This is a genomic window from Peribacillus sp. NPDC101481 (assembly GCF_044767165.1).
Lineage (GTDB): Bacteria > Bacillota > Bacilli > Bacillales > DSM-1321 > Peribacillus.
In genome coordinates this window covers 1040000-1051438 of record NZ_JBIWNJ010000001.1, presented here as the reverse complement: position 1 = coordinate 1051438, position 11439 = coordinate 1040000, and the positions used below count along the sequence as shown (strand labels likewise).

General features: G+C 41.1%; 15 protein-coding genes. 8 read left to right on the top strand and 7 right to left on the bottom strand.

Going from position 1 to position 11439, the window contains the following annotated elements:
* Window positions 1-328: 328 nt before the first annotated feature.
* Both ACIROD_RS05055 and ACIROD_RS05050 read left to right on the top strand, forming a co-directional pair.
* Window positions 329-1642 (top strand): DEAD/DEAH box helicase, encoded by a 1314-nt coding sequence (locus ACIROD_RS05055; protein ID WP_260358094.1) that lies wholly within the window; start codon window positions 329-331, stop codon window positions 1640-1642.
* A 12-nt stretch (window positions 1643-1654) separates the two neighbouring features.
* Window positions 1655-2551, top strand: coding sequence for a deoxyribonuclease IV (locus tag ACIROD_RS05050; RefSeq protein WP_402938446.1), 897 nt, complete (start codon window positions 1655-1657; stop codon window positions 2549-2551).
* 89 nt (window positions 2552-2640) lie between these two features.
* Here ACIROD_RS05050 and ACIROD_RS05045 read toward each other — a convergent pair whose 3' ends face one another.
* Window positions 2641-2901 (bottom strand): DUF2624 family protein, encoded by a 261-nt coding sequence (locus ACIROD_RS05045; protein WP_063233031.1) that lies wholly within the window; start codon window positions 2899-2901, stop codon window positions 2641-2643.
* Between the two features lie 215 nt (window positions 2902-3116).
* Between ACIROD_RS05045 and ACIROD_RS05040 the strand changes: the two genes are divergently transcribed.
* The 3 genes from ACIROD_RS05040 to ACIROD_RS05030 are packed head-to-tail and all read left to right on the top strand — an operon-like array spanning window position 3117 to window position 5175.
* The gene (locus ACIROD_RS05040; RefSeq protein ID WP_402938443.1) at window positions 3117-3881 is read left to right on the top strand and encodes a metal ABC transporter ATP-binding protein; all 765 of its coding nucleotides are present in this window, start codon (window positions 3117-3119) and stop codon (window positions 3879-3881) included.
* A 21-nt stretch (window positions 3882-3902) separates the two neighbouring features.
* Window positions 3903-4736: a metal ABC transporter permease gene (locus tag ACIROD_RS05035; RefSeq protein WP_063233033.1), complete on the top strand. Its 834-nt coding sequence runs from the start codon at window positions 3903-3905 to the stop codon at window positions 4734-4736.
* A 13-nt stretch (window positions 4737-4749) separates the two neighbouring features.
* On the top strand, window positions 4750-5175 hold the full coding sequence (locus ACIROD_RS05030) for a Fur family transcriptional regulator (protein WP_101222584.1): 426 nt from the start codon (window positions 4750-4752) through the stop codon (window positions 5173-5175).
* Window positions 5176-5211: 36 nt separating this feature from the next.
* Here ACIROD_RS05030 and ACIROD_RS05025 read toward each other — a convergent pair whose 3' ends face one another.
* Window positions 5212-5796, bottom strand: coding sequence for a 5' nucleotidase, NT5C type (locus ACIROD_RS05025; protein WP_402938438.1), 585 nt, complete (start codon window positions 5794-5796; stop codon window positions 5212-5214).
* 168 nt (window positions 5797-5964) lie between these two features.
* Between ACIROD_RS05025 and ACIROD_RS05020 the strand changes: the two genes are divergently transcribed.
* Window positions 5965-6435 (top strand): DUF4190 domain-containing protein, encoded by a 471-nt coding sequence (locus ACIROD_RS05020; RefSeq protein ID WP_402938435.1) that lies wholly within the window; start codon window positions 5965-5967, stop codon window positions 6433-6435.
* Between the two features lie 105 nt (window positions 6436-6540).
* Here ACIROD_RS05020 and ispG read toward each other — a convergent pair whose 3' ends face one another.
* From ispG to ACIROD_RS05000, 4 genes are all read right to left on the bottom strand, one after another.
* Window positions 6541-7653 carry a flavodoxin-dependent (E)-4-hydroxy-3-methylbut-2-enyl-diphosphate synthase gene (ispG, locus tag ACIROD_RS05015; RefSeq protein WP_185116202.1) on the bottom strand — a complete coding sequence of 371 codons (1113 nt, stop codon included), beginning with the start codon at window positions 7651-7653 and terminating at the stop codon, window positions 6541-6543.
* Window positions 7654-7867: 214 nt separating this feature from the next.
* Entirely contained in the window at window positions 7868-8200 is a 333-nt protein-coding gene (locus tag ACIROD_RS05010) for a LysM peptidoglycan-binding domain-containing protein (protein ID WP_230177020.1), read from the bottom strand.
* Between the two features lie 114 nt (window positions 8201-8314).
* Window positions 8315-8428 carry an anti-repressor SinI family protein gene (locus ACIROD_RS05005; RefSeq protein ID WP_260358618.1) on the bottom strand — a complete coding sequence of 38 codons (114 nt, stop codon included), beginning with the start codon at window positions 8426-8428 and terminating at the stop codon, window positions 8315-8317.
* A gap of 394 nt (window positions 8429-8822) precedes the next feature.
* The gene (locus ACIROD_RS05000) at window positions 8823-9590 is read right to left on the bottom strand and encodes a DUF1189 domain-containing protein (protein ID WP_260358085.1); all 768 of its coding nucleotides are present in this window, start codon (window positions 9588-9590) and stop codon (window positions 8823-8825) included.
* Between the two features lie 163 nt (window positions 9591-9753).
* Between ACIROD_RS05000 and ACIROD_RS04995 the strand changes: the two genes are divergently transcribed.
* Both ACIROD_RS04995 and sodA read left to right on the top strand, forming a co-directional pair.
* Window positions 9754-10239 (top strand): DUF456 domain-containing protein, encoded by a 486-nt coding sequence (locus ACIROD_RS04995; RefSeq protein ID WP_101222580.1) that lies wholly within the window; start codon window positions 9754-9756, stop codon window positions 10237-10239.
* 145 nt (window positions 10240-10384) lie between these two features.
* Window positions 10385-10993 carry a superoxide dismutase SodA gene (sodA, locus tag ACIROD_RS04990; RefSeq protein WP_034308436.1) on the top strand — a complete coding sequence of 203 codons (609 nt, stop codon included), beginning with the start codon at window positions 10385-10387 and terminating at the stop codon, window positions 10991-10993.
* Window positions 10994-11056: 63 nt separating this feature from the next.
* Here the strand turns inward: sodA and ACIROD_RS04985 are convergent.
* A partial coding sequence (locus tag ACIROD_RS04985) for a hypothetical protein (RefSeq protein WP_402938431.1) occupies window positions 11057-11439 on the bottom strand: 383 nt, incomplete at its 5' end.

The window sequence follows — 11439 nt, the reverse complement described above, 5'->3', positions numbered from 1 at the left end:
GCAACCCAGGCGCTTGCGCTTTTTGTGTAATCCAGCTTCAGCACCTAGCTCGTTGTGAAAAAGATGATCGCCCTCATAAGGCAAAAAGCGCCTTATGCGTCAATCCCTATTTTCTTCACGAGCAACCCAGGCGCTTGCGCTTTTTGTGTAATCCAGCTTCAGCACCTAGCTCGTTGTGAAAAAGATGATCGCCCTCATAAGGCAAAAAGCGCCTTATGGGTCAATCCCTATTTTCTTCACGAGCAACCCAGGCGCTTGCGCTTTTTGTGTGAAATTTATTATAATAACAGGACATGTCTAATGACTGACAGGATAAAGGAGTTTTTTGATGAAACAAAATCAATTTGAACGATTTAATTTGAAAAGCTACATTCTAGATGCGGTTCGTACTTTAGGGTTCGATAAGCCGACGGAAATTCAAGAGCGCGTGCTTCCGTCGCTTTTAAAGGGAAGTAGCTTAATTGGACAGTCGCAGACAGGAACAGGGAAGACACATTCCTATTTGCTGCCGATCATGAACAGGCTTGATGCCGGTAAGAATGAGGTTCAAGCGATTATTTCCGCACCAACCCGTGAGTTAGCGAACCAAATCTACAAAGAAGCTTTGAAAATTGCTGACCATTTCCCTGAGGATGAGCAGATTCAAGTCCGTTGTTTCATCGGTGGTACTGATAAACAGCGAATGATAGATAAATTGAAGACACAGCCGCAATTGGTAATCGGTACACCGGGCCGGATCAAGGACTTGGTTGAAGCTCAGGCATTACAGGTTTATACAGCAAAAATGCTTGTAGTCGATGAAGCGGACCTTATGCTAGACATGGGCTTCATTGAAGATGTCGATATATTTGCATCACGTATGGCTGAAAAAATTCAAATGCTTGTCTTTTCGGCAACCATCCCAGAAAAATTGAAGCCGTTTTTAAATAAATATATGGAGAATCCAAAGTATGTTCAAGTGAATCCCAAGCAGGCGACCGCTTCGAAAATTGAACATGTTCTCGTACCGATTCGTCACCGTAACAGAGAGCAGTTACTTCATGATATCATCGTTCGTTATAATCCATATTTGGCGATTATTTTCACAAACACAAAAAAAATGGCGGATCATGTGGCTAACTCCTTGATTGAAAAAGGGTTGAATGTCGGCCGTATTCATGGTGATTTATCGCCTCGTGAGCGTAAAAAAATGATGAAGCAAATCAATGATCTGGAGTATCAATTCATCGTTGCGACAGATCTGGCTTCCCGTGGAATCGATATTGAAGGTGTAAGTCATATCATTAACTATGAATTGCCTTCAGATTTGGATTTTTATATCCATAGGACGGGAAGGACGGCTCGTGCCGGATATTCAGGCATTGCCACTACCATTTACGATACATCCGATGAAGATTCACTGAACCGCCTTGAAAAAATGGGCATTGAATTCCGTGATGCGGATATCCAAAACGGTGATTGGGTTGATATCGATGAACGTAATAAACGGAAAAACCGTAAAAAACAAAAATCTGATATCGATGTTAAAGCGAGCAGGCACGTCAAGAAGCCAACTAAAGTCAAGCCAGGATACAAGAAGAAAATTCAACGAGATGTGGAAAACTTTAAAAAACGTGAACGTCGTATACAGAGAAAGAAATAGGGGAGAAATCAGATGCTGAAGATCGGATCGCATGTTTCAATGAGCGGGAAAGGTATGCTACTTGCTGCGAGTCAAGAAGCGGCTTCGTATGGCTCCAACACATTCATGATCTATACAGGGGCCCCTCAAAACACAAGACGTAAAAAAATCGAGGATTTAAATATCGAAGCCGGAAGACTGCATATGGAGGAGAATGGAATCAGCGATATCGTAGTCCATGCCCCGTATATCATTAATATAGGAAATACAACGAATCCAGCCACATACGAGCTTGGAGTCAACTTCTTACGCAGCGAAATCGATCGGACCGAAGCCATTGGCGCAAGGCAGATCGTACTTCATCCAGGTGCGCATGTTGGTGCAGGCAGTGAACTGGGTATCAAGAGAATCATCGAGGGTTTGAATGAGGTGCTGACTGCCGACGATAAAGTTCAGATTGCCCTTGAAACGATGGCAGGCAAAGGGTCTGAATGTGGCAGGTCTTTCGAAGAGCTGGCGATGATCATTGATGGTGTTACCCATAATGAAAAACTATCGGTTTGCTTCGATACTTGCCATACTCACGATGCCGGATATAATATCATCGAGGATTTTGATGGCGTACTGAATGAATTTGATAAATTGGTCGGTGTTGACCGCATCAAGGTCCTTCACATAAACGATAGCAAAAATGAACGCGGCATGCGCAAGGACCGCCATGAAAACATTGGATTTGGTCATATTGGTTTTAAGGCGTTGAATGCTATTGTTCACCATCCGCAATTAAGCAGTGTTCCGAAAATCCTGGAAACACCTTATGTAGGGGAAGACAAAAAAGACAAAAAGGCACCATATAAATTTGAAATTGGTATGTTCAAGAATAATCAATTTGATGAAGATCTATTGGATAAGATCAGATTTCAACAATAATCATAATAGGGACGATTCATCGAAAAAGATGAATCGTCCTTTCATTTGCATAAGTATGCTCAGATAAAGCTGCAGCTGGCTTAAGATCTCTAAAAAGTGGAAGTAAGGTTGTTGAAGAGGGATTCTATTTCCCTGGCTGTGCTTGCTCCGGCAACTTTTGTAATTTGACCAAGCACGTTCTGTCTTTGACGTATATCAAAAATGTTAATATTTTTACCTGCTAGAAGTGCAGTGATATCCTGTGCTTGTTTTTGAGTGAGTGCAACCTTATGCTGTTTAGCAAGGGAAAGCAGTTCATCGGGGCGAATACTGTTGATTTTATGATTGACCATCATTTCAAATAATTTCAAACGATCTCCTCCTTTGTTAAAACATATGAAGGAGGAAGACGTATGTGAACATGAAACTTTGTTTGATTACGGTAAGTTTGGTTCAGCTCACACTTTTTTGTGGTTCAGGGCGTACCGTCACTTGTTCAGAGGACCGGTTTCTTTACATCTTGGCTTCTTTGATTTATACTAACGATTGTTAATCGTAATGATTCTTAAAAAAATAGGTGATCTCTTTGGATAATGTAGTAAACCCCATAGTTAAATTTGAAGATATATCTTACAAATATACAAAAGATCTAGTGCTGGAACATGTTTCTCTTGAAATCCCTAGAGGGGCCTTCTTAGCAATCGTTGGGCCGAATGGATCCGGTAAGTCAACGCTTTTGAAGTTGCTGCTTGGTCTGTTCAAGCTCCAAAAGGGAAAAATTGAAATATTCGGGGAAGACATACGACGCTTTAAAGATTGGCAAAAGGTCGGTTTCGTTTCCCAAAAGGCCAACTCCTTCAACTCTGGGTTTCCTGCCACAGTTTTTGAAGTGGTTCTGAGTGGTTTGACCAAAAAAATCGGCTTGTTTAAATTTGCAGGCAAAGAGGATAAGCAAAAGGTGAAGAAGGCTCTGAAATCCGTGGATATGCTTGAATATCAAAACCGCAATATCGGGGAATTGTCCGGAGGCCAGCAGCAGCGGGTGTTCATTGCCCGGTCACTGGTAAGCGAACCGGAATTGATGATATTGGATGAGCCTACGGTTGGCGTTGATTCAAAAAACGTCCACCAATTTTATGAAATGCTTGAGATGTTGAATGAAAAATTAGGTATAACCCTGATTTTAGTAACTCATGATGTTGGTACTGTGACCGATAAAGTCACACATGTCGCCTGTTTAAATAAAAAGCTTCATTTTCACGGGGATGCCTGTGAATATAATGAGCTGGATGAAGGTGAGCTCTCGTCCATTTATGGACATGGGGTCCAATTTTTAAATCATGATCATTAATATGTTTTGGAGGATAGCCCAATGATATCGGGGATATTGCAATTTGAATTTTTGCAGAACGCATTTTTGACCGGAATCATCATCGGAGCGATTGCGCCATTAGTGGGCGTTTTTGTCGTGGTAAGGCGGATGTCGATGATTTCCGATGCGCTAAGTCATGTAGCGCTTGCTGGGATAGCGTTTAGTTTATTGCTGCAGAAGAGCTTTCTATCTTTAGCAGGATTGAATCCACTTTATATAGGAATGGCCTTTTCTGTAGGTGGTTCATTATTCATTGAAAAATTAAGAGGGGTGTACAAGCATTATCAAGAGCTTGCAATCCCGATCATAATGTCAGGCGGCATGGGTCTCAGTGTCATTTTCATATCCATTGCAGATGGTTTCAATACGGATTTATACGGTTATTTATTCGGCAGTGTCAGTGCCGTCAGCCGTGCGGACTTATATGTCATTTTGGCAGTGGGGATAGTCGTAGCCTTGATGCTCACCCTATTGTATAAAGAACTATTTCTGTTATCTTTTGATGAAGAGCATGCGAAAGCGTCCGGAATACCTTATAAAGCGATTCATTTTATTTTTATTGTAATGGTCGCATTGGTCATTGCCGCTTCCATGAAAATCATTGGCATATTACTTGTTTCTTCGCTCATGACGCTCCCGGTAGCTGCTAGTCTCCGCTTTGCAAAGGGTTTTAAGCAGATGATTGGATATTCGGTCTTATTCGGTGAAGTGTCTGTCATAGGCGGATTATTCTTATCATATAACCTTGACCTTGCTCCTGGCGGGACCATTGTAATAATAGCTGTACTAATTCTCATCTTGTCAATTTTGTTTGATAAGTGGAAAAATCGATAGATGGGGTGATGTAATGAACGTAACTACTGCCATGCAACTATTAAAAGATAAAGGTTTTAAGCATACAGGAAAGAGGGAAGAAATGCTGCAGCTTTTCTCTTCCAGCGATAAATATTTAACGGCCAAAGATGTATTGGAGAATATGAAACAGGATTATCCAGGTTTAAGCTTCGATACGATTTACAGAAATCTTTCCTTATTTGTAGAACTGGGCATCTTTGAAGCGACCGAGTTGGAAGGGGAAAAGCGTTTTCGTTTTACATGCGGTCATTCTTCCCACCATCACCACTTCATCTGTTTAAATTGTGGAAAAACGAAAGAAATCGAACTGTGCCCGATGCAGGAACTCCAGGAAAGCTTGAAGGACTACGATGTTTCGGGTCATAAATTTGAAATTTACGGACGCTGTCCCGCATGTAGCGTATCTTTGGATGCATAAAAACCATTGACCACCAGTCAATGGTTTTTTCTTGTCTCATTTTATAGTTGCCGGTTGCCCTGACATCCAATTATTCACCCATGCAGAGGCTTCTTGCCAATTGTTGACCCGAATCACCCTTTCAGGCACGGGATCTTGGTTGTAAGGAGTATTAAATAAAATCACGGGTATTTTACACTCTTCCGAAATCGCCACTGCATTATCGTGCTTGTCCTCTAAAAAGAGATCGACTTCGAATTTTTTGGCTGCAGCCACTTTATCGTGTGAGCCTACAAGCTCAATATGATCATATAGGACTTCATTCGACGTGAACCAATTTTTGGTTACATCAAATAAACGGTTACTTCTGGCACTTATGAAATAAAGGTTAGCTTGTTCAGTCCATTTTTCCAATACATCTTTCGCACCTTCAGCCAATAATGATTCCGAATAGATGAGTGGCTCGCTCTCAATGAACCATTTAGTGAAATCCTCTCTTGGAACATTCACGTAAGGGAATAAGTCATATTCGGTAATGTCCTCATAAGCTAAATTCAGCTGGAAAGCTTTATTTAAAAAGGGGACCATGGAATCAGGTCTTGTAACAGTCCCGTCTATATCGATGCCAAAACGTTTTTTCATGATGAATCTCTCCCTCATTTTCAATACTTGTAATAGTGTAACATATCCCATCATAGCTTTGGTAAATACCCGTATTTATTTCCAAGATATGAAACCATTTTCACGATGGGATCCGCAATTTTTACATACACTATAAATGCTTCACAAATGAAAGTGAGGGATGCACGAATGGAAAAAGATCAATACTCCAGTATTGACGACGAAATGCAATTGGCGAAAGAGGGCAGTGAACCAACCGTTGTGGATGATCAGCATCATGAGCGGTATTATAATGAAGATACACCTGAAGATGACAGACGATATGAAAGTCGTGGGACCATAACCAATATGGATAACCGGTATCAGGAAGAAACGTCTGCCGAAATTTCAACACCGCCTCAGAGAATCAGGTCATATAAAAATGATGGACGTGCAGAGGATAATGGTTCTGGGGATGTGGCATCAAAAGGGAAAGCGATTGGTGTCATAGCTTTGATCATCTCCATTATATCTTTATTCACGATGCCCTTCATTTTAGGGATTGTGGGTATCATTGTAGGGATAGTGGCCAGAAGCCGGGGATCGAACTTAGGTACTTGGGCCATCGTCATTGGTGCAATCTCCATCATCGTTGGCATATTCATCCTGCCATTCTTTTAAACACCATTAAAACCCTTTGATGTCATTTTCCGAAATGCATCAAAGGGTTTTTTCAAATTGTATAAAACAAAAAATCCCGATAATGAAACATCGGGATTCTTTGTTTTATTTATTTAGTAAAGCTGCAGCAGCAGCTTCGGCTCTTTGTTTTTCATAGTACTCTTCAGCGATTTTGTCAATTTCTTTTTTAAGTTCCTCGACCATCGTCTCTTCAGGCACTTTACGAACAATTTGACCTTTTCTAAACAGTAAACCTTCACCTCGGGCCCCGGCAATGCCGATATCAGCCTCACGGGCTTCTCCAGGGCCGTTTACCGCACAACCAAGCACTGATACCTTGATTGGCGCTTTGACCGTCTGGATGTACTCTTCAACTTCATTGGCGATGGAAATCAAATCAATCTCGATTCGACCGCAAGTAGGGCAGGAAATTAAAGTGGCCATGTTGGAAGCAAGGCCAAATACTTTTAGAAGCTCCCTTGCCACCTTCACCTCTTCGACAGGATCGGCACTTAAGGAAACACGCATCGTGCTTCCGATGCCCTGACTTAGGATGGCACCTAGTCCGGCAGCGCTTTTTACGGTTCCTGAAAATAGCGTACCTGATTCCGTGATCCCAAGATGTAAAGGATAATCGAATGCTTTCGAAGCTTTTTCATATGCCTCGATGGCTAAATTCACATCGGAAGCCTTCATGGAAACGATAATGTCATGAAAGTCCAGATCTTCCAGGATCTTAATATGGTGTAAAGCACTTTCTACCATTCCATCAGCAGTCGGGAAGCCATATTTCTCGATGATTTTCTTCTCTAGAGAACCAGCATTGACCCCGATGCGAATTGGTATTCCTTTAGCCTTCGCAGCTTTCACTACTGCTTCAACCTTTTCACGGCGACCGATGTTACCAGGATTAATCCTGATTTTATCAGCTCCGCCCTCGATTGCCTTCAGAGCAAGTTTATAATCGAAATGAATATCGACTACAAGAGGGATGTTTATCCGTTTTTTTATCTCAGAGATTGCATCAGCTGCCCTTTCATCCGGACAGGCGACACGTACGATTTGACATCCAGCTTCTTCAAGGCGAAGAATCTCTGCAACCGTTGCTTCAACATCATGTGTTTTTGTCGTTGTCATGCTTTGTACGATAACTTCATTATTGCCGCCAATCGTTAAGTTTCCGACTTTAATTGGCCGCGTCTTGGTGCGATGTATGATTTCACTCAAGTGGAATTCTCTCCTTTAGGAAAAAATCAGTTTTGATTTTTAATTTGTTTCTCTGAAATATTGTATCAATGTACATACCGCTTGACAAGGAAATAGGACGGATAATGTTTTTTCATCACGAGACATCCCCTGATTTCTGGATAAAATCGATGCTGGGAAATCCCCTTAATGGTTCTTGTGAAGGGGGAGATTCCTATAATGGGGGTTATTTGTAAACGGGAATCTTATATGTTTTGCCAATCTGCATATCCTCGGGCTTCAATCCTTCATTCAAACTTTGAAAGTCAGTGATGATCGTTTCGATTGGCTGATTGGATCCGCCTTTTTCCGTTTCGACGATGGAAAGTAAGGTATCACCCGGTTTCATGGTAATTTCTTTATAGGCGGCAGATGGTGCGGATGCAGGCTTGCTGGCCGGGACGGCCTGTTCGCCTGTAGAGGCCGGTGGATGGGAAGCCGGCAGGGTACCCGTAGTCATATCAAAATAAATAATAAATAAAGTGAAACAGAATGAGATAAAAAGCAGTAGCCGTTTCAATTTTCCATCCTCCCAAGCTTGTCTTTAATTCATCTATACTTGGAGGGGGCAAAAAATATGCCTAAAAATGGGCAATTCTTCAAATGGAATATGAGAGTGGCCATTCAAATTTTTCTATTTCATTTGAGTAACATCCTTATTATTTGAATGAGTGTTAAGAAAGGAGCGAATTTCCTTTGGGGTCAGACCACTCTTTTTTGCCTCCATTATGAGTAACAACCACTGCACATCAATATGATTCTCCTTCACATCTATCACCTCTTAATTACTATTTCAATCATAAGTATAGGAATAACTTAGTGAGTATTTTGTCGAATTAAGTAGATTAAAAAAATGATGACTGTAGTCATATGCTGCAAAGGCATGGATTACCCGATTTTATTTAAGCAAAAAGAGCCGGACCCGGTGGTCGAATTAAATGGGGTTCTATCTGAATTTTAAAAAAGTTGATTGGAACAGGTTTGCGAGACTCCTGCGGGAAAGCGTGTATTAGGGAGACCCCGCAGGCGCAAAGACCGCCCTGGTTCCAATCAACGTTCAAATTTTACAAAGCCTTAAAAGACTGTAGGGAAGCTCGATTCTCATCGAGCTTCCCTACAGTCAGAGTCCAATCTTATTAATGTCAATTTCCGATCTTATTGGCTGATGTTTCTTTAATCGATAAGAATAACATCATCAATGTCACAAACCAGCTAATGATGGAAGCGAACGGTACCATTGCTTGAAAAGCATCCATGATGGCGAAGAATACCGTGGCAAGCGTTATGCTGTAAGCACCGATTCTCCATAGATGCCTATAGGAAAGATGGCGGCCAAGAGCATTTTTGAAAAAAAGACCGAAAGCGGCAAGGATTGTCACTTTAATGAAGATTCCGCTAGCAGTGAACAGGTATAATATAAGTAGCAGCAATGGAAGGATAATAGGCAGCACAGATTCAACTGAATCAAGCCAAGTGGATATTTCCTTATTATCTCCCTCCAGAACTGAATATGGAGAGGATTGCACATTGCCTCCGGATACGAAAACCAGATCAGACTTTAAAAGCGCGACAGCTTCATCAGCTTTAGTGGCTACATCTTCCGGGGTCAAAGCTCCCGTGCCATCTACAAAAATTTGATATCCGTTTTTATTCAGGCTAAACGGCTCATCTTGTTCAGTTGTCAACGTGCCATTTTTGATTTCAAATGCCGGTAAGTCTTCGGATACTGTTTCGTGCATGGCATCTATCCCGTTAACTATCATTGTCCCGAAATAAAAAGCTGAAGGGAGAAAGGCGATGAGACTTATAAAGAAAACGAATAATATCGTTTTCCCGATACCTTGGTTTTGAAAGGAAGCGATATCTTTAGGAGAATACAAGCTAACCCATAGTTGTTTGAATATGTTCAATGTTTTCAGCACCTAACTATATAAGATTCCTAACCAATTTTAACTATATGGGAAAAATAAAACAACCTGTATTCTGCTTCATTGGTTTCAACCATCAGTAATGAGGTAATTATGGAGAGATAAAGTCAAATTATATATCAAATGAGAAAGGGGCGTTTTAGTAATGGATACACTATTTTGGATAATAATTACCCTGATGTTCATAATGGGGTTTGTCGGTCTGATTTTTCCAATCATCCCAAGTGTTTTATTCATTTTCGGCGGAATATTGCTATATGGACTATTTTATTCTTTTGAACCATTTGGCTGGTTTTTCTGGACGGTCCAAATTTTATTCGTCATCCTTTTATTCGCAGCTGATTACATTGCGAACATGGTCGGGGTCAAAAAGTATGGAGGCACGAAAGCGGGAATTTGGGGCAGTACGATTGGGCTACTGGTCGGGCCATTCGTGATCCCGTTCCTCGGAATACTAATAGGACCATTCATCGGGGCATTCCTGGCAGAAATCCTAGTACATAAAAAAGACCCGGTTACTGCTTCGAAAATCGGGCTTGGTTCCGTTGTAGGCTTTATAAGCAGCGTCATCACAAAAGGCATCATCCAAGTTTTGATGATTGGATATTTTCTATTCGTGGTATTCTCATAGGAAATATAATCGAAAAATGAAAAATTGAGGCATAAGGTTTGAAACGGTTACAAAAATTTGATACTCTATTTCTAGCGAGCTTTATGTATCTTTCGAGAACTGAAGCCCTCAAAAAATAAAAGCTTACATAGGGAGGAATTTTATTATGGCTTTTGAACTTCCACAATTACCGTATGCATATGATGCATTAGAACCACACATCGACAAAGAAACAATGAACATTCACCACACTAAACATCACAACACATATGTGACAAACCTGAACAATGCCCTAGAAGGTAACCAAGAACTTCTAAGCAAAAGCGTTGAAGAAATCGTCGCTAACCTTGACGCAGTACCTGAAGCTGTTCGTACAGCTGTACGCAACAATGGTGGCGGACATGCTAACCACACTTTATTCTGGGAAATCCTTTCACCTAACGGCGGCGGACAACCGACTGGTGAATTAGCGGATGCTATCACTTCAAAATTCGGAAGCTTTGACAGCTTTAAAGAAGAGTTCGCTAAAGCGGCTACTACTCGTTTTGGATCTGGCTGGGCTTGGCTTGCAGTCAACAATGGCGAGTTGGAAGTAACAAGTACACCAAACCAAGACAATCCATTATCAGAAGGTAAAACACCGCTTCTTGGATTGGACGTTTGGGAACATGCATACTACCTAAACTACCAAAACCGTCGTCCTGAATACATCAATTCTTTCTGGAATGTTGTAAACTGGGATGAGGTTGCAAAACGTTACAGCGCTGCAAAATAATTTGTAATTAAAAAAGACAGGGTTCCTTTTCTGAAAAGGAATCCTGTCTTTTTTTTTGTTTCTCTAATCCGTACGGGAACATGGAAGAAAAACAATATAAAGGCAACACGTGTGCTGTTTCGCCAAAAGAAGTGAAAGAAATTCACGAGAAAAAGCTGCGAATAAAGATGGAAATTTACGTGAAACGCACAAATTCACGAGTAAAAGCTCAAAACTCACGAGAAAAAGCTCAAAACTTACGAGTAAAAGCCCGAAATTCACGAGTAAAACGCACAAATTCACGAGTAAACTCTCCAATTCCTGAGTGAAATCTCGAAACTCACGAGTAAAAGGATCGAATTCACGAGTAAACACTCCAAATTCATGATCAACCCCTTCGTCTTCGCCAATCGAAGAGTTTTCTTTATACTGTTCTTTTCCAAAATCAAAAGGAAAACAGTATAAGG

Bases quoted from the DNA above. Each gene is read 5' to 3' on its own strand.
- ACIROD_RS05025 (WP_402938438.1), bottom strand. From the start codon at position 5,796: ATGAAAAAACGTTTTGGCATCGATATAGACGGGACTGTTACAAGACCT.
- ACIROD_RS05055 (WP_260358094.1), top strand. From the start codon at position 329: ATGAAACAAAATCAATTTGAACGATTTAATTTGAAAAGCTACATTCTA.
- ACIROD_RS05030 (WP_101222584.1), top strand. From the start codon at position 4,750: ATGAACGTAACTACTGCCATGCAACTATTAAAAGATAAAGGTTTTAAG.
- ACIROD_RS05035 (WP_063233033.1), top strand. From the start codon at position 3,903: ATGATATCGGGGATATTGCAATTTGAATTTTTGCAGAACGCATTTTTG.
- ACIROD_RS05050 (WP_402938446.1), top strand. From the start codon at position 1,655: ATGCTGAAGATCGGATCGCATGTTTCAATGAGCGGGAAAGGTATGCTA.
- ACIROD_RS05020 (WP_402938435.1), top strand. From the start codon at position 5,965: ATGGAAAAAGATCAATACTCCAGTATTGACGACGAAATGCAATTGGCG.
- sodA (WP_034308436.1), top strand. From the start codon at position 10,385: ATGGCTTTTGAACTTCCACAATTACCGTATGCATATGATGCATTAGAA.
- ACIROD_RS04995 (WP_101222580.1), top strand. From the start codon at position 9,754: ATGGATACACTATTTTGGATAATAATTACCCTGATGTTCATAATGGGG.